General features: G+C 48.4%; 16 protein-coding genes. 15 read left to right on the top strand and 1 reads right to left on the bottom strand.

Annotated elements, in window-relative coordinates; genetic code table 11:
- The 3 genes from J4G07_10825 to J4G07_10815 form a co-directional block, all read left to right on the top strand.
- Positions 1-1,198 (top strand): redoxin domain-containing protein (locus tag J4G07_10825; protein ID MCE2414492.1); only part of this gene is annotated, 1,198 nt, incomplete at its 5' end.
- Between the two features lies 1 nt (position 1,199).
- Complete coding sequence (locus tag J4G07_10820) at positions 1,200-1,865, top strand: hypothetical protein (protein MCE2414491.1); 666 nt, start codon at positions 1,200-1,202, stop codon at positions 1,863-1,865.
- A gap of 237 nt (positions 1,866-2,102) precedes the next feature.
- On the top strand, positions 2,103-3,167 hold the full coding sequence (locus tag J4G07_10815) for a mitochondrial fission ELM1 family protein (GenBank protein MCE2414490.1): 1,065 nt from the start codon (positions 2,103-2,105) through the stop codon (positions 3,165-3,167).
- A 462-nt stretch (positions 3,168-3,629) separates the two neighbouring features.
- Here J4G07_10815 and J4G07_10810 read toward each other — a convergent pair whose 3' ends face one another.
- Entirely contained in the window at positions 3,630-4,559 is a 930-nt protein-coding gene (locus tag J4G07_10810; protein ID MCE2414489.1) for a cache domain-containing protein, read from the bottom strand.
- Positions 4,560-4,720: 161 nt separating this feature from the next.
- Between J4G07_10810 and J4G07_10805 the strand changes: the two genes are divergently transcribed.
- From J4G07_10805 to J4G07_10750, 12 genes are all read left to right on the top strand, one after another.
- A complete protein-coding gene (locus J4G07_10805) occupies positions 4,721-5,131 on the top strand; it encodes a hypothetical protein (protein ID MCE2414488.1) in 411 nt (136 codons plus the stop codon).
- A 256-nt stretch (positions 5,132-5,387) separates the two neighbouring features.
- Positions 5,388-6,617, top strand: a complete 1,230-nt coding sequence (locus J4G07_10800; protein MCE2414487.1) for a DegT/DnrJ/EryC1/StrS family aminotransferase — start codon at positions 5,388-5,390, stop codon at positions 6,615-6,617.
- A 54-nt stretch (positions 6,618-6,671) separates the two neighbouring features.
- Positions 6,672-8,486 (top strand): lipase maturation factor family protein, encoded by a 1,815-nt coding sequence (locus tag J4G07_10795; GenBank protein MCE2414486.1) that lies wholly within the window; start codon positions 6,672-6,674, stop codon positions 8,484-8,486.
- Positions 8,487-8,665: 179 nt separating this feature from the next.
- A complete protein-coding gene (locus J4G07_10790; GenBank protein ID MCE2414485.1) occupies positions 8,666-9,433 on the top strand; it encodes an inositol-phosphate phosphatase in 768 nt (255 codons plus the stop codon).
- A gap of 303 nt (positions 9,434-9,736) precedes the next feature.
- Positions 9,737-10,417 carry a cyclase family protein gene (locus J4G07_10785; protein ID MCE2414484.1) on the top strand — a complete coding sequence of 227 codons (681 nt, stop codon included), beginning with the start codon at positions 9,737-9,739 and terminating at the stop codon, positions 10,415-10,417.
- A 38-nt stretch (positions 10,418-10,455) separates the two neighbouring features.
- The gene (locus J4G07_10780) at positions 10,456-11,895 is read left to right on the top strand and encodes a CCA tRNA nucleotidyltransferase (protein ID MCE2414483.1); all 1,440 of its coding nucleotides are present in this window, start codon (positions 10,456-10,458) and stop codon (positions 11,893-11,895) included.
- Positions 11,896-11,927: 32 nt separating this feature from the next.
- On the top strand, positions 11,928-12,611 hold the full coding sequence (locus J4G07_10775) for a site-2 protease family protein (protein ID MCE2414482.1): 684 nt from the start codon (positions 11,928-11,930) through the stop codon (positions 12,609-12,611).
- Positions 12,612-12,627: 16 nt separating this feature from the next.
- Entirely contained in the window at positions 12,628-13,455 is an 828-nt protein-coding gene (locus tag J4G07_10770) for a segregation/condensation protein A (GenBank protein MCE2414481.1), read from the top strand.
- A gap of 11 nt (positions 13,456-13,466) precedes the next feature.
- On the top strand, positions 13,467-14,108 hold the full coding sequence (gene scpB / locus J4G07_10765) for an SMC-Scp complex subunit ScpB (protein MCE2414480.1): 642 nt from the start codon (positions 13,467-13,469) through the stop codon (positions 14,106-14,108).
- A complete protein-coding gene (thrC, locus tag J4G07_10760) occupies positions 14,105-15,433 on the top strand; it encodes a threonine synthase (protein MCE2414479.1) in 1,329 nt (442 codons plus the stop codon). The genes scpB and thrC overlap by 4 nt, the downstream gene beginning before the upstream one ends.
- A gap of 346 nt (positions 15,434-15,779) precedes the next feature.
- Positions 15,780-16,949 carry a xylose isomerase gene (gene xylA / locus J4G07_10755; GenBank protein MCE2414478.1) on the top strand — a complete coding sequence of 390 codons (1,170 nt, stop codon included), beginning with the start codon at positions 15,780-15,782 and terminating at the stop codon, positions 16,947-16,949.
- Between the two features lie 221 nt (positions 16,950-17,170).
- Positions 17,171-19,063: a carbon starvation protein A gene (locus J4G07_10750; GenBank protein ID MCE2414477.1), complete on the top strand. Its 1,893-nt coding sequence runs from the start codon at positions 17,171-17,173 to the stop codon at positions 19,061-19,063.
- Positions 19,064-19,095 lie beyond the last annotated feature (32 nt).

Raw genomic sequence — 19,095 nt, 5'->3', positions numbered from 1 at the left:
AAAAAACATCGAAATTTGCACGCAAAATTTAATTGCGATAGGGAAGTCAATTCAAATCTATGAAAAAGAGACAGGTGATTATCCGAAGTGGCTCTCGGATCTCCACCATCCCAAATACTTACCAGATCCAGACATCCTGATATGTCCTTCAGATAAAATGAATGGCAAGGCTGTTATGTCTCGGAACATCGACCCGAATATGCCTGTGAGTTACGGCTACCAGTTTCATCCTGAATACCGCGGCGACCGAATCACTGACAGACGACTCATCTATGGAGATGTTGTGCCGCTTGTGCGGTGTCGGCACCATCCAAATCAGGATTTCGACTGCTTAAACCTGAATTTCTCCTATAAGGTCTCTAAATCCAACAGTTTCTGGGAACTTCAACCCGAACAATTATATGAGACCGAAGCGGAAGCCGTTACCGCTTTGGAAGCAGGACTTCAGAAGCAACCAGACAATGCAAGTTTATCGTGTTATGTCTATCCTGCGCTTGCGCGTCTCTATATCAAAATCGGTAGAGACGGAGATGTCGATGCCCTTATTACCCAATTCAAATCGGTCATGGATCCCGACTACGATCGCGATTTTTTTGCCCTCGTTGACATGCTTGAAATGATGGATCGAGATGAAGATGTCCTTCAACTTTTTAAGGAACGTGAGGAGAAGAATCCCAAAGATCGCAGCATTCTCGAGAAACTCGCTGAAATTTTTCAGAAATCAGGAGATACCGACAAGGCAAAGGAACACCAACAAAAGGCGAAACCCGTGATAGCGATGGTCGGGAAACCTGTGCCTGACTTCACCGCGACAGACCTCGACGGGAACCCGATTTCACTGCAAGACTATCGTGGAAGGGTCGTTCTGCTCGACTTCTGGGCAGTGTGGTGTGGTCCCTGTATTGCGGAGATGCCGAACGTCAAGCGGGTTTACAATAAGTATAAGGACGAAGGATTTGACATTATCGGGATTAGCCTTGACACCAGTGAAAAGAGATTACGAGATTATCTGGAAAAGAACGACATCGCTTGGCAACAGGTTTTCAGCGGGAAAGGATGGCAAAGCCCGATCTCAAAACAGTATGGTATTCGCGGAATACCGGCACCGTGGCTCATTGATAAAGACGGCATATTGATCTCTAAGCAAGCGAGAGGCAGAAAATTAGGAAAACTGGTAGCTGAGGCGTTGAAGGAATAAAATGCGACCGACTTTTCTGATTCTGTGTGCTTTTTTTATTCTGTTCGGATGCGGTTCAGATGAAACACCTGCCCCGATGGAACAGATGCCAACCTATTTTCCCGATGCTATTGGAAGCCGATGGATTTACAGAAATTCTGATGGATCCCAATGGACACGGGAAATTAGTGACGAGGCGAATATTGAGGGGAAAGACTATCGGATCTTCAAGGATACACCCCCACTTGCCGAAGTCGAACTCGATTTCCTGTATTCTACATATTATCGGGTTACACCAAACGAGGTCCTTTTCACAGTCAGTGAAAAAATAACCGACTACCTTCAAGCCGAACTTCCGAAAGCCGCGCAGGATGAATTCGCTGGGTTGGAACTGACTGTTGCAGTAGAGCCGTTCGCGCATCCCGAACTTGTGTTTTTCCAGATACCATTGGTTCCCAATTTCCAGTGGGACGCACTTAATGTAAAGGTCAGCGGAAACATCGTTTTGCAAAATCTCCTACTGCTCCAAATACCCTTTGAAGCACATATAAGTGTCAAAGCGAAAGTGGCTGCTGCAAGTCCACTGGAAACGCCTGCTGGAAACTTTGAGGAAACGTATCGGATAGAATACCAAACCGAGAGGAGACGATTCAAGCGGATCAGACGCTATGGTTTGCCCCGCATGTAGGTATTGTTAAAGTCGAAAACGCAGACGACGTAACAGAACTGATCGAATATTCCTTATTTTAGTAAAATCGAAAAATATGTTTACAGCTCGTCAGGGAACAAACACCCCACCGCCGCTGGCGAGGATTGTATCCTCGCCCATCTTTAAGTGTATAAGTAATTACGGGCTTTACTATAATGATACCTTGCGGAGAAATGACGGAGTTTGTGCTTTGATGGTTTTTACCGAAATTAAAAAATGAAAGTTGTTATCCTAAGCGACAAGAAACCGGGGCATTACAAGCAATCCTTAGGCATCGTCGAAAAAATGCCTGAATGCCAAACGGCATGGCTTGAGATACAATTTCGTCGCAAATGGCGTGATAACCTCCTTCGCGTTTTTATGTGTATGTTCGGAGGGGTGCCACTTCCCATATCCGTCCTCCACACACTCCTGCGGTGGAGTCTTACCCCTGAGTCTTACAACGCGCTGCTCGAACACCAAACCGCTGATATTATCCTCTCAACAGGCTCATCTGTCGCGGCGGTGAATCTACTCCTCGGCAGAATCTTTCGTGCTATGACGGTTACGTGTCGTAGACCGTCACCCGTCGGCACCCAATATTTTGACCTCGCAATCCTTCCAATGATCTCTTGGCACGATGCATCGAACAAAGACAATATTTGCCGAACCATCGGCGTGCCAAACCCTATTTCGCCAAACCTACTCGATGCCAAACGGAAACAATTGGAGGGTGAACTGAACCTATCGGACTGTCCGCGTATTGGTATTCTGCTCGGTGGGACAGATCGCCATGAAACCATCACGATAGACGATGCGGAATGGCTCAGCGAGATTTGCGAGGTAACCGCTGAAAAGATGAACGCGCAGGTATTGGTGACGACCTCCCGCCGAACACCACCCGATGTAACCGAACATTTGGTATCAACCCTGAAACACGCCGACTGGTGCCCATTTTTTATTTCACCTGATACGTTTTCAGAATTTGAAGACCCTTACCAAGCCATCCTCGCCTTAAGCGACCTGCTTATTGTCACTGCGGATAGTTTTTCAATGGTGTGTGAGGCAGCAAGCAGCGGACGCAGCGTTGTCGTTCTCATGCTGTCAGAAGAAAAAGCGAGACTCCCGAAGCGATATCAGGTCTATCGGTATATGGAAGAACATTCCATTGTGACCCGATGCAGACTCGACGGCTTAGAAACCCACATCGCCAATACGCTCGCTTCCAAGGGATCGAACAAACTGCTCCGAGATACAGAAACAGCGGTAGATGCAATCCGTCAATTAGTGACGAACCGCTAATCTGAGAGAATAGATGAACGGATTACCGTTAACATTACATTATTGATACATTATCGAATTGTAGGAGGAAACTTCGATTCCTGCGGAAACATCCATGCAAAAACATTATCAATGTGCTTCGTCTCGTCGTGATTCGGAGATTACTCCTAAGTTTCATTTAATTCGTCTCTGGTGAAGTGAAAACATCATCGTAGGTTGGGTAGAACGGATGCGACCAAAAACGTGAATATCAAAGAAAAACAAAGTTATTTCCAGAGACCTGGCATTGATAAAATACCGAGTGAAACCCAACACTTTCCTTGTGAGATATCCGCACCACTGTCAGTATGAAGTTGGGTTTCGCTGCGTTCTTGAGTGGGTATGCCGACAGGTCGGATTTCAGAGGTATTTGCAACACTCACCTCTCTGTTTTCTGTTCCGCTCTATCCAACCTACGGGACCCCGAAACCCCTAAATTGACACCTATGGCGTAGTTTCTTCGGATGCGGGTTCGTAGTACCCAGACCCGAAGATGTAGCCGTCGTGTCGTATTGCCCATGTGCGTTTCGACTCTACCTCGCCACTTTCAGGGTTGGGCCACAGGTGCTCAATCCAGAGACCGATGCCAGTCGCTTTTGCAATATTTACACCAACCGGTGATCCATCAGGACCTATAACATCCTTAAGGTCAGTCCCTACGAAGTCTGGTCTTGGCGCATGCGCGACAAACGTATCATGTTCACCAGTGATGAACACATACCACTGTCCATCAATATTGGCTGGATCGTTGTAATAAGTTGCTGTCGCTTCGAGTCCTTCAAATTCATAGCGCGCAATTGCCGCCAATATGATAGCATACGTAAATGCCGCTGGATCCTCTTTCGAGACCGCTGGAAGCGTTGCGGGATCCGGACCCCACGGTTCATAATATCCAGCGGCAAAGAGATAGCCATCGTGTCGGATGGACCACGTGCGTTTCTGTTCTAATTTGTTAGTTTCAGGATTGGGCCACAGATACTCGGTCCAGCGTCCATCGCTCGTCGCCATGGCAATCTCAACACCGATAAGTGTGCCATCAATTCCAGGAATCTGGGTTATATCTCTACCGACGAATTCAGGTTTCACCGGATGCGCGAGATAGATATTGTTCTCATCTGTAATAAACACATACCACTGTCCATTAATACTCGCAGGACTGTTGTGGTAGGCTATTATTGCCTCGCGACCCTCTGTTTTGTAAAGATCGACTGCACCTTGAACCAAGGTCATTGCAAACGTCTCTGGGTCATCCATTGTCGGCATATCAGTCGGTGTGACGGCATCCATCATCGGTTTTGTCATAGGTCGCTCACAACCCGTAAGGCAGATTGCGGCGAACCCTATAATCAGTAGTATTAGCAGAAAATTTCTCAATTTTTGACTCCTTTTCAGTCAATATTAAAAGTTTGATTTTCATTAATTGTATACATCCATCACCCGATTGTCAAATATACTATTTTTTTCTTGTAATTTTTTCGAGAATTGTGTATATTCTGTAGAAAATCGACAAACGCTATACGGAAGGAGAGGAAACCGTGAGATATACTGTGCGAATTTTTCTACTTTTGCTCATCCTCGGAGTTGTCTTTGTTGGATGTTACTTGAAGTTAGATTCCAAGGCAAGAATGGAGCAATACACTATGCATCAGACTGTTGAGGTACTCACGGAAGTGGACCGAGTCACGCCTGAAATAGACAAGTGGATTGTGGTAGGTGAAAACGCCCTGCCCCAAGTGCCAGGAAGAATCTACGTCCAAAAAACGGAATCAACCGCGAATATCTGGCACACAACACGTTCTGTGGCGAGTTCGGAGACTGGAGAGATTTTCTCAGTTGAAGGATCGGAACTTTCCGAAAGACAAAGATTAAACCTTTTGAATACTGGGGTGGTCCCAAAGGGCTGGGAAGTTGTATATGTAGATGAAGATGGAAAGCCCATTCGCTAAAACAGATAGCGGACATCCACATGCGGTATCTCTACCATTTAGTGGGAAACTCTGAAGCGTCTCCCTACGACAATCCGTGACACCTCATCAGTGGTGCAAGCGTCGAAAGAGAAAAACCGCGCAAATCCTCAATCCCGATGCCAAATCAAAAAATAAAATACGGAGCCGGTAGCCTGCAACAACGGCGCAGGCGGACTTAAGAAAGGCACGCAAGAGTTCTAACGCACGTTATTTGACCGCAAGGAAAATTAAAAACATGTCTAACCCATTAGCGATTTCAGGCGGCACGCCTGTCCGAAATATAGAAAGCCAGCCGTGGTCCTCATGGCCACTGACCACGACTGAAGAGTGGGAGTCAAAAGTTGAGCCGCTGCTCCGTGAAGTGTACCTGAGTGCGGATGAAGGCTCCGGTGGCACGATGATTGAACGTTTTGGTGCGCAATATGCACAGTATTCTGGAACCAATTACGCCCTCTTTATGCCACACGGGACCGATTCCATCAGTGCCGCTTTAGCTGCCGCGCTGGATCTTGATGGATTTAGCGATGGTGGCGAGGTTATCGTCCCGAACTATACTTTCGTCGCAACCGCAAGCGCCGTGTTGGAACGCCGATGCACCGTTGTATTTGTGGACATCTCACCGGACACCTTCACGATCGATCCGAAAGCAGTGGAGGCGGCTATCGGTCCAGAAACGCGGGCGATTCTGCCCGTTCATCTCGGTGGACACCCGGCAGATATGGGGGCTTTACGAGAGATTGCCCGATGCCATAACCTCGCAATTATTGAGGACTGTGCACAGGCACACGGGGCGGAATATCAGACGAAAAAGGTCGGGGCACTCAGCGATGTCGGCGCGTTTAGTTTCCAAGCCTCAAAGAATCTGACTTCCGGTGAAGGGGGTATGGTTACCACAAACGACAAAGATATTCACGATCGGGTCTGTGCCTTCATGAATGTCGGACGCGCGCCCGGTGGAGCGCGATGGGAGTATCCGCGACTCGGATGGAACTACCGTCCCTCAGAGTATCTCGCTGCAATATTACTCGTCCGATTGGAACTGTTAGCGACACAAACCGATCTCCGCAATCGAAACGCAACCTATCTCTCTAACGCTTTGAGAGCGATTGACGGTATCACACCGCCGAAACTTGCCCCGTGGGTTACCAAACACGGGTATCATCTCTACTGCTTGAAGTATGACCCCCAAGGATTTGGCGGTAAATCGCGACAGGAATTTGTGGACGCACTGTCCGCCGAAGGCATTCCGTGTTCTATCGGGTACCGTTCCCCGCTTTCGGAAGAACCCGGAATGGCACACGTCGCGAAGAAATACCCGCACCTCATCCGATCGTTGCCGTGCCCAAACGCAGCATCCGTCTGTGAGCAGAGCGTGTGGCTTTTCCAAAATCTCTTCCTCAGTTCAGAAACCGATATGGATCAGATTGTGGAAGCTATCTCCAAAATTCATCAGGCATGGTGTTAATCTTCTCCCAATGTTAATGTCCAATGGATTGAGCAAAACTCGTCGGGAATTTTGATGCAATCACAAAGCAGCAAACCCCTCCTTGTTTACGATAACGCCTGCGACTTTTGCCGATATTGGATTGCCCAGTGGCAGCACGTCACCGGTGACCGCGTTGACTATGCACCTTACCAAGAGGTAGCAACACAATTCCCAGAGATACCCCTTTCAGCGTTTGAGAGCTCAGTCCAGTTAATACTTCAGAATGGGACGGTTTTAAGCGGGGCAGAGGCTGTCTTACGCGCTTTGAACAACGGTCTGTTTCTCTGGTGTTACTACCGTTTGCCGGGGTTCGCGAGCGTGTCCGAAGGAGTCTACCGTTTCATTGCACACCATCGTCCGTTTTTCTCCGCGATGACGCGATGGTTATGGGGAACACACACAGAGAGAACAGCGTTCTGTTTTTCGAGGTGGCTGTTCCTGCGTGGACTCGGTTGTATCTACCTCATCGCTTTTGTGTCCTTGTGGATCCAGATTCACGGACTCGTTGGGAGCAATGGGATTTTGCCAGCAGATCAGTATGTGGAGGCTGTCCGTCAGCAAATTGGGACAGAAGGCTACTTCCTCGTTCCGACGCTTTTCTGGTTGAACGCCTCGGATGCCTGCCTCAATTTCTTGTGCGCGGGTGGTGTGATGCTGTCCTTGGTCTTAATCGCGGGGTTTGTCCCCACATTCGCCTTAGTCGGTTTGTGGACGTTTTATCTGTCGCTTGTAGCAGTCGGACAAGTTTTTTTGAGTTTCCAATGGGATGTCTTGCTCTTAGAGGCAGGCTTTCTGGCAATCTTCTTCGCGCCATTGCAACTACGGGAAAGGTTCACACGAGCGTCTCAGCCCTCAGCGGCGTTTTTATGGCTTTTCCGTTGGCTTCTGTTCCGCCTGATGTTTGCCTCCGGGTTCGTTAAACTCGCCAGTGACGAGGTGTGGCGGAACCTGACGGCTCTCAATTTCCATTATGAAACACAACCGTTGCCGACATCGTTAGGATGGTATGTGCATCAGTTACCGGAATGGTTCCAGAAAGTCTCGGTCATCGGCATGTTCGCGGCTGAACTGGGCATCCCGTTCCTGATATTTGCACCGCGACGTTTAAGGAATGCCGGATGTATTGGATTCGTCGGTCTGCAAGCCCTCATCATCTTAACGGGGAACTACTGTTTTTTCAACCTATTGACAATTGCGCTATGCCTCCTATTGATTGACGATGTGACGTGGAAAGGTCTGCTCCCGAAACGATTAATGCCTACGATTCGCTTCATCGAACGACCTCTCCACCGATATAATAGACGTATCGGCATAGCGACCGTGGCAACGCTTCTCTTACTGCTGAGCGGCATCCGGTTCGGTGGACAACTCTTCAGAGAGATAAGGTTTCCAGATGTTGCTTGGATCGCGCCGTTTCGGAGTGTGAACACCTACGGACTCTTCGCGGATATGACGGAATCGCGCCCGGAAATTATCGTTGAAGGTAGCAATGATCGGATCGCATGGGAAACTTACCAATTTCGGTGGAAACCCGGAAACTTGGATGTTGCGCCAAAATGGGTTGCGCCGCATCAACCACGCCTCGATTGGCAGATGTGGTTTGCTGCCTTACAAGGCAGTTATCAAAGGACACCGTGGTTCCTCAATTTCATGGGAGCACTGCTACAAGGCAAGCCTGAAGTGCTACAATTGTTGGCAGAAAACCCGTTCCCAAACGCGCCGCCACAGTATGTCCGTGCAACCCTCTACGAGTATCGCTTTACGGATCTCGCAACGAAACGCTCGGAAGGCGTGTGGTGGCACCGCGAATGGAAGCGAATTTATTGTCCCGCAATTTCACTCCGTTAGAATGTGGCAGCTGACAGTCAGCCGTCAGTAATCAGCAGTCGACAAAGAGGTGTTCGTTAAATCTAAAGGCGTAGCCCGTAAGCGGAGCGGAGGGGTTTTTGCTTGGGTGTTTCCCTTAGATCTACGTAAAGGCACTTTAGTTATCAAATTTACCTGACCGAACCGCAAGGAATAATTAAATGAGTCAATTTTTAACCGTCGCGTTGGAAGCGGCGAAAAACGCTGAAGAAATCATCACCGCTTACTATGCCGGCGATGCCATGAAGGTGGAAATGAAAGCCGACGAAACGCCCGTCACGCTCGCCGATAGAGGGGCGGAAAAAGTCATCCGTGAGACCATCAAACAGGCGTTCCCCGACCACGGGTTCTTAGGCGAGGAATATGGCATTGAAGAAGGAGATTCCCCTTATGTTTGGATCATTGATCCGATTGATGCCACAAAGAATTACATCCGAAAAATTCCGATCTTCGGCACACAGATTGCCTTGATGAAAGGCGAAGAACTCATCCTCGGCGTTTCCAACGCACCACTTTTGAATGAACTGCTCTACGCCGAAGCAGGGAAGGGTGCTTTCTTGAACGGCGAACCGATAACCGTTTCCAGTGTAACGCAACCCAAAGACGCAATGGTATGCCACGGTGGACTGAAGTGGTTTGTAGAAAAAGGCACTTTTCCCGGGATTTACGATCTCATCAACGACGCCGCACGCACCAGAGGGTTCGGCGATTTCTACATGTATCATCTCGTGGCATCTGCGAGAGCGGATGCTGTCGTTGAAGCGGCGATCAGTATTTGGGACATCGCCGCCATCACTGTTATTGTGAGGGAAGCGGGTGGGAAAATAACAGATATACAAGGACAAGCCATTACGAAAGATACCGTGTCTCTCATAGCAACAAATGGAGTTCTGCATAACACCGTATTGGATTATTTCAATAGTCCTTGACAGAACCATTCAGTTTCCGTTTTTGATCCCGCAGCCCAGTAGGCCACACGGAGAACCTTCATACCCGGGGAAGTGCATAAGCACTTCATACCGTTGATTCTGATTCATGCGATCTGCATTCCGAACCAGGGTTCCCGCCCGTTACTGGGAAGGGACACCGGATCGCCGAAAGAAAGCCTAAAATCCGATAATTTCTTAAAACTCGATGACCCTGTAGTTCTTGACTGATTTGCTTGAATTGTTTCGTGGATCTGTGCTATACTATATTCATAACAGATAAAGAAAGAGAGCGAGAAATACAGAATGCACCTTGACTTTCAAAACGTGCTGGATCTGTCTTATGTGGTCGATGAAAAGAGTCCATGTGAGCTGCCGATTGATCCTGCCAAAATTTATGACCAAGCGACACTGGAAAAAGATGGCTATTTTGAAAGCCGTATTGATACGTCCGGACACTACTCTACGCACATGGATGCCCCCTGCTTAATGTACCCGGGTGGCGCAACGATCGCCGAAATCCCAAAAGAGAAATTGACCGGACACGCCGTGTTGATGGACTTCTCCGCGATTAAGAAACCAAATGACGCTGTGACCGCAGAGGATGTTAAGGCATGGATAGCCGAAAATGGCGATATTCCAGAAGGCAGCATCGTCTTTATGCGGACAGGTATGGACAGATTCGTCTATCAGGACAACTTCAACCGAGAGTGGATCGGCTTTAGTGAAGACGCTGCCGAATTCCTCGTCGAAAAAGGCATAAAGGTCATCGGGACAGACGCGTGCAGTATTGATTCTGTGGCAGGGCATCCACCCTTGCACGACGGTTTACCACCAGCACATCTCGTTTTTCTCGGTGCGGGTATCCCGCATGTTGAGGATTTGTGCAATTTGAGCCAATTGCCGACGCATTTCTATGTGGTAATTGCCCCGCTAAAGTTGGCGCGCAGTTCTGGGGCACCGACGCGCGTCTTTGCCTTCGTATAGGAACCCTATAGACACAGGTTTACTCCTTTCGAAGAAAAATGATACCCAGCATTCCTGAACCGATCTTGGATCTGTTACACGAAATTGGTGAGGTAGGTGGAAAAGGAACTTACCTTGTCGGTGGCTTCGTCCGGGACCTCCTTCTCAAACGACCGAGCCTCGATATTGACATCGTTGTGGAAGAAGATGCAACCCGCGTCGCGAACGCGATGTGTCAACGCTGGAACGGAACACTGGAAACACACCCACAATTTGGCACTGCAACCGTCACGCCTGCCGATGCTAACCTTCCTAAAGTGGATTTTGTTACCGCCCGTCGTGAAACTTATCAAGGTGCCGGGACGTTACCTACAGTATCACGAGGAACCATCACGGACGATCTGCGAAGACGCGACTTTTCGATTAACGCCTTGGCAATGTGCTTAGATACAAGCGCTTTTGGTGAGATCGTCGATAAAACCGGTGGTTTGGAAGACCTTAAAACCGAGACAATTCGGGTCCTGCATAAGCATAGTTTCACGGATGATCCGACGCGTATTTTTCGCGCTTTTCGGTATGCCGGACGCTACGGGTTTTCTATTCCTGAAACCGACACGGTTCTGATGCGGGAAGCACTCCCAGTCTTAGCACAACTCAGCGGTGAACGGATACGCAATGAGATTGATAGAATACTTATTGAAAAGAACGCATCGGAGATTGTAGCACACCTTACGCGACTCGATGTATGGGAAACTATCTCTCAAGGGTGGAATATATCGACGACGTTTGCATGTGATTTTAAGAAAGCAGCGCAAGCGACAGCCTGGATATCAACGCATCTTAAAGACGAAGAATTTCAGCCTGAACTGGTGCGTTGGATGGCATTTTTCGGAATCGGCACGCCGATATATCAGATTGAAGCACTCAGTTTCAGGTTGGTATTGGAACATCAACTTCAACGGCTCATCAGCCGGGTGCAAGCATCGCAACAACAGGTTTCGCTTGAAAAGGTGACACACGATACTTTTGCGAAACTCGGAATCTCATTGTCGGATGCTGCCTCCGTTGACCAACAAAGCGGGAAATGGAGGATTGTTGACCCAAAGAACACGGCAACTTACGTCTGTGGTGATGGAAATCTTTATCGGGTAGAAACACCGCTCACCGCTTACAAACAGTTGGAACAAACACTTGCGACGGTGCAGGAGACAGTGAAACCGAGTGAGATATATCAATTGCTAAAATCTTATCCGATTGAGGCATTCGCACTCGGTTATGTGGATACGACCTTGCCGAAGTGGAAACGCGAAAAAATAAAAGACTACCTTTTTGTTCTGCGGAAGATAGAACCGTTTATCACAGGAAAAGACTTGATAATGCTTGGCGAAAAACCGAGCAAGGCTTTTGAAACCCGACTTTGGACGTTGTTCGCGGCACAATTGGATGGAGAAATTACCAAAAAAGAGGAGGCATATTCCCGATTGCGGACCTTTGTATAGCAAAATGTGGCTGCAAGCGGTACAAATGAACGATGCCTAATTTCGACCCTTATGAAGCAATCCTTGTAGTTACACAGTTCATCATTCTGTTAACTTTCCATGAATGGGGACACGCCAAATCAGCGGACATGTTGGGGGATCCAACATCTCGCGAGCTTGGACGGATGTCGTTGAATCCGGGCGTACACATTGATATTATCGGGACATTAATACTTCCACTGCTCGGAACGCTTTTTGGAGGCGGTTTCTTCGGTTGGGCAAAACCGGTACCCGTCAACCCGTTCAACCTGAAAAATCCGAGAAGGGACTTGATGCTTATCGCCGCTGCCGGTCCTTTCATGAATATCGTCCTCACTTTTGTGATTTTGGCAGTGATTCGACTCTTACTTGAATTGACCTCTTTCGATCCGGCTGGGTCTCCACTTCATGCTGAGATTAACAGGCAATTAATTCGGACAGCGTTGATTAGTGTTTTTCTCGCGGCGTTTAACATGCTCCCGCTTTTTCCGTTAGACGGTTTCAGCGTTGTGAGAGGCTTGCTACCCGCACGGACAGCGCACCAATTCGAGAAACTGAGTCCGTATGGAATGCCGATTCTGATGTGCCTCATTTTTCTACCCGGTATCTTCGGTATACCGAACTATGTGTTCGGATTCTTGAGCAATGTCAGTTTTGAAACCCTAAATCTGATTGCGAAGATCGTAGGGATACGATAAGGTAAAATTAAAATTAATGACTGAAACAACGCCAACGCCCGCCTCTACAGCCCCAATATACTCCCTGAAGTTAGAAGGTTTCGAGGGACCGCTCGATCTGCTCCTGCATCTGATCCAGAAAGAGGAGATGGATATTTACGATATTCAGATTGCGCACATCACCGATCGGTACCTGGAATATGTGAATCTAATGGAGCAGTTAGATTTAGATGTGGCCTCCGAATTTTTGGTGATGGCGGCAACACTTCTGCACATTAAATCGCAAAGTATCCTCCCACAACTCACACCAGATACTGAATATATGATCGGCGATCAAGAGCAACTCGTTAAGCAGCTCTTGGAGTACAAACAGTTCAAAGAGGCTGCCCGAGTTTTAGATGTTTATGCCGAACGTCAGACATTAATCTATAGCAGAAATCCTAAAATACACGAAGATTTAGAGGGGACGCGTGAATTTGAGATCAGGGCAACACTGTTTGATCTCCTGACCGCTTTTAAGGGGTTGAACGATCGCGCTGCAGAAATAGAGACCGAAGAAACTTATGAGACGTTTGAAGAGGAAACAATAACCGTTGAAGATAAAATCGCTTTTATTGACAGACAGTTGGAAAGTGAAGACCAATTACTCTTCGATGACCTGTTCCCTTTGTCCTCGACCAAGACAGATCGCATTGTGACATTTCTCGCTATTTTAGAACTCATTCGGATAGGAAAAATTGTCACTGTGCAAACTGGGCATTTTGAAAGTATTTATATCGTTAAACAGGAGCACGAGGGGGCTGATCAAGAGATTCTGCCGCCTTCAAACGTTGAAAACACTCGTTCAGAAGAACGAAACAATTAGGAATTTGGTTTATGGATTCTGAATATCTTACCGTTGCCGATTCGATAGAGGAACTCGACGCGATACCCGCGCAAAAACCCAAATTAATTTTGGAAGCGGTCCTGTTCGCCGCGAGCGAACCAATTTCGGTGGAACAGTTTCAAGCGGTGCTGCCGGAGTTAGACAAACGCGCCATCCGGACGGAACTCGACGAACTGTGCCAAGACTATCAAGAAATGAGACGGAGTTTTCGCCTCGTTGAAATAGCGAATGGCTACCAAATCTGCACGTCGCCAGAATACTCAGAGTGGATTCAGAAGTTTTATACGCGTCAGGTTCGCGTCAAACTATCCCCGTCAGCGCTTGAAACACTCGCAATTGTTGCTTACAAGCAACCTGTTACGCGGACAGATGTCGCGACACTGCGCGGTGTCAACAGTGACAGTGTACTAAACTCACTCATAGAGAAAGGATTGGTTTGTATCGCTGGTAGAAAAGATGGACGCTCCTTGCTTTTTTCAACCACAGATGAGTTCCTCCAACAATTTGGCTTGAAAGATGCCTCTGAGTTGCCCTCACTTGAAGAAATAGACGAACTCCTTAACACATCAAACGGAAACGAGCCTGCCCAAAACGCCCTGCCAGTCGTTATGGAGGAGAACGCCGAGCAATGAACTACGATGCATGGTTCCAGTGCAGCACAGGATGCGACGAGACCTATCCGCTGACAGAAGTTATCTATCGGTGCAAAAACTGCGATGGGCTGTTAGAGGTCCGGCACGACACCGACTTGTTGAGGAATCGGAGTGCTGCTGAATGGAAATCCCTCTTTGAACAGCGCTACAGGCGCACGCAATATCCCTACGGCAGTGGTGTCTGGGGGAAAAAGGAACTCGTATGCCCGAACATTGATGATAATAACATCATCTCTATGTATGAGGGGGGTACCAATCTATTCTGGGCAGAACGGTTCGGCGAGCAACTCGGTTTGAAAGACCTGTGGATCAAACAGTGTGGTAACAGTCATACGGGTTCGTTTAAAGACCTCGGGATGACCGTTCTGGTCTCAATGGTGAAACAGATCATGGCTGAGTCGGGGGACCTTCGCGCTGTCATGTGTGCATCAACTGGCGATACCTCCGCCGCTTTGGCAGCGTATGCCTCTGCCGCAGGCATTCCCGCGGTAATCCTGTTACCGAAAGCGAAGGTTACGCGTGAACAACTCATTCAACCTATCGCCAACGGTGCGTTGACGCTTTCGCTTGAAACAGACTTTGATGGGTGTATGGAAATCGTCCAAAAACTCTCTGCACGGAAAGATTTCTATCTCGCCAATTCCATTAATTCCCTCCGAATCGAAGGGCAGAAAACGATTAGCATCGAGATCGTCCAGCAGTTCAATTGGGAAGTGCCGGATTGGATAATTATTCCAGGGGGTAACCTCGGCAATGTTTCCGCACTTGGACTCGGCTTTTTAATGATGTGGGAACTCGGTATGATTGACAAACTGCCGCGTATCGCCTGTGCCCAAGCAGAGCGCGCAAACCCACTTTATCGAAGTTACCGAACAGGATTCACGGAGTTCAGTGCCATTACAGCGCAACCCACACAAGCCACAGCGATTCAAATCGGAAATCCCGTCTCAATCCATCGCGCAATCCGTGTCCTTAAACGGTTCGATGGTATTGTCGATCAAGCCACAGAAGCGGAATTGGCGGATGCTGCTGCGAGAGCAGATCGAACCGGGTTGTTCAATTGTCCGCACACCGGTGTAGCACTCGCGGTACTCATAAAAATGGTCGAACGTAAACAGATCCGTCCAGATGACACGGTTATCGTTATCTCTACAGCCAGTGGACTCAAATTCCCGGATTTCAAGGTGGCGTATCACGACATCATACCTGGGGAACCACCACCTCGCTATCTAAACGCGCCACTTGAATTGGAAGCAGACTATGAAAAGGTCCTGAAACAGATTTCCACACACCTTGACGCATAACACACCGCTTACACGAAAACCCTCAATTTCAGTATTTATAGTAAAACCTAAAAATATGTAGACAGTTTTCAATAAACAAGCACCCCACCCCCGCTGGCGAGGTTTGCAACCTCGCCTCTTTGGAGTGTCTCATTAATTCTTAACTTTACTATAACTGCAGAAATACCTCCTTAAGAAGGTGTTTCTATTCTATCAAGACCTGATGCATCTCGTAGGGCTTCTCCAACATGGACGCGCTAATAGAAGCACACAATAGTAAGAATTTGCAACAAATATGCCAAATATGGTATAATCTAAACGTTGGCTCATAAGCTTCGCGAAAATTACACGTAATAGGAGTACATGCATGTCAGAACAGTATCAGCCTAAGCCTGAACATAAGTTTACCTTTGGATTATGGACGGTCGGTAATCCCGGGCGCGATCCATTTGGTGACGTTGTCAGGCCCCCTTTGAAACCCACATACACAGTCCAAAAATTAAGCGAACTCGGCGCATACGGCGTTAACTTACACGATAATGATTTGGTACCCTTTGAGGCTTCAGCCGTCGAACGCGATAAAATCGTTAGCGAATTCAAGAAGGCACTCACCGATCATGGTATGAAAGTGCCGATGGCAACAACAAATCTCTTCTACCATCCAGTCTTTAAAGATGGCGCGTTTACCGCTAACGATCCGAAGGTGCGAGCCTTCGCAATCCAGAAAACTTTGAATGCCATTGATCTCGGTGTTGAACTCGGAGCGACCATTTATGTATTTTGGGGCGGCCGTGAAGGCGCAGAAGTAGATGCCTCTAAAAATGGACCCGATACCGTCAAGTGGAATCGTGAGGCGATGAACTACTTCACGCACTACGTCAAAGACCAAGGTTACGACCTCCGGTTCGCACTTGAAGCAAAACCGAATGAACCCCGCGGCGACATCTACCTACCGACAACGGGACACATGCTCCATTTTATTGAGACACTGGACCACCCAGAAATGGTCGGTGTGAATCCCGAATTTGCTCACGAAACGATGGCAGGTTTGAGTTTCCTCCACGGCGTCGCACAGGCACACGAAGCAGGTAAACTCTTCCACATTGACCTCAACGACCAGAAGATGAGTCGTTTCGACCAAGACTTGCGCTTCGGTTCTGAAAACATCAAAGGCGCATTCTTCCTCGTCAAATTCCTCGAAGATATGAACTGGGATGGATATCGACACTTTGATGCACACGCCTACCGGACTGAAGACGAACAAGGGGTCTGGGACTTCGCCGCAGGATGTATGCGGAGTTATCTGATTCTCAAAGAGAAAGCACGCCGTTTCAATGAAGATGCGGAAATTCAGGGGATTCTCGCTGAAATACAAGCACGCGATCCTGAACTCGAAGCACTTATGGCGAGTTACAACGTCGAGAGTGTCGGAAAACTGAGAAAGATAGATTTTGAACCCGATACCCTCGCACAAAAAGGACTCGGATACGAGAAATTGGACCAACTCACATTTGAGGTCTTAATGGGAGTTAGATAAGCCAAACTTTTACCTGTGGGTCTATGGGGAGGCGCGTGAAACTCCGAACTCACCTCGAAAATGGATTTCGGCTATCGGCAATTAGCAAAGACGCAAGCGTTACAGAATGCCCTTTTTTCTTGCTGACGGAAACTGACGGAAACTTCTTTACCGACTGCTGAGAGGATTTCGCAGAAAATTCGACCTGACGGCTGACTGCGATAAAAAGGTAAAATTAAAAAATGAACACGCTGATTATTGCGGTTTTGAGCTTCATCGGCTTCATCGTCGCCTATCATACCTATGGTAAATGGTTAGCGAGAAAGATTTTCGGCTTAGACGCCGAAGCCACGGTGCCGAGTCAGGAGCTGCGAGATGATGTCGATTACATTCCAACGAAAAAAGAGGTCATCTTTGGGCACCATTTCACGAGTATCGCGGGTACAGGTCCGATCGTGGGACCTGCCATCGCCGTTTTCTGGGGATGGCTACCGGCGTTGCTTTGGGTTGTCCTCGGCTCTGTCTTCATTGGTGCTGTGCATGACTTCGGCGCGCTTGTGGTATCCCTCCGCAATCGTGGACAAAGTGTCGGCGAAGTTGCGGGGCGGATGATCGGTCCGCGCGCGAAATTTCTCTTCCTTTTCGTTCTCTTTATGGGACTGACGATTGTCCTTGCTATCTTCGGGTTGGTCATTGCCCTGATATTTTCCTACTATCCTGAATCTGTCCTGTCCGTTTGGGTGGAAATTCCGCTCGCAGTCGCTATCGGTATCTGGATCTATCGTAGAGGCGGCAATATTCTCATCCCTTCCATTGTCGCGCTCGGTATCATGTACATTGGGATGGCAGTCGGTGCGTACCTTCTACCGATTGATCTCTCGCAATGGTTCGGTATCCCCTTGCTCGGACAAACTTACCTAAACGTCGTAGTAATTTGGACACTGGTGCTTTTCGTCTACTGTTTTATCGCTTCAGTGTTGCCCGTCTGGACGCTTCTGCAACCGCGTGATTTCATTAACAGCCATGAATTGGTATTGGCGCTCCTCCTATTAGTGCTTGGACTTGCCGTCGCAGGCTTGACAGGTAGAGCGGATTTGGCGGCATCTGCGCCTGCGATTGCCTCAGACATCCCACCCGATGCGCCACCGATTTGGCCCTTCCTATTCATTACGATTGCGTGCGGGGCAGTCAGCGGTTTCCACTGTATGGTGAGTTCTGGAACCTCCAGTAAACAGGTTGCCTCCGAAGGCGACGCGCAATACGTGGGATACGGCGCAATGCTACTTGAGGGTGGACTTGCCGTTATCGTTATTCTTGCCTGCTGTGCTGGCATCGGTATGGGGATTTTCAACCGGACAGGTACCGGTGCAAACTACACATTCCAACCGATTGTCAAAGCAGATAGTGCAACCCCTGTTACGAATCACGATGCTTGGAAAGCGCGTTATGCTATCAAGACGGAAACAAATCCTGATGGGACGACCACAGTCGTCAGCGGTTGGGCAAGCCACGGACTCAAAGCGAAGGTAAGTGCGTTTGTTGACGGCGGTGGGAATTTCCTCGCCTCTCTCGGTATTCCGCTCAAAATGGGCATTGCGATTATGGCGGTACTCGTTGCGAGTTTCGCCGCGACAACGTTAGACACAGCAACGCGACTCCAACGGTATGTTATATACGAGCTGGCACAAACGGTTAAGTTCAAACCGTTGATGAACCGTTACATTGCGACCGCGTTTGCGTTAGTGCTCGCCGCGGCAGTTGCGCTGTTCCAAGGACCGAGCGGTCCCGGTAGTGGCGGTTTGACGCTCTGGCCCCTCTTCGGGGCGACGAACCAACTCTTAGCCGGATTAGCCTTCATGGTCATCGTTTTCTATCTCCTACGTCGCAACAAACCGATCTGGTTTGCACTCCTTCCGATGATCCTCATGCTCATCATGCCAGCATGGGCGATGCTACACCAGATGTTCAATCCTGAAACAGGTTGGCTTTTCACTGGCAAATATTTGCTCTTCGGATTCGGTATCGCCGTTGAAGCCTTGCAGATTTGGATGGTCGTCGAGGGCATCCTCGCGTGGCGACACGCCCGCGGAAACTATCCAGAACTCCCACCCTTGGAAAGTTTCGCCACTGATTAAGAAATAAAAATATAAATATTTCCTGAAGATCT

The organism is Candidatus Poribacteria bacterium (assembly GCA_021295715.1).
In the GTDB taxonomy this organism is placed as follows: Bacteria; Poribacteria; WGA-4E; order WGA-4E; family WGA-3G; genus WGA-3G.
This window is presented reverse-complemented; position numbering and strand designations above follow the sequence as displayed.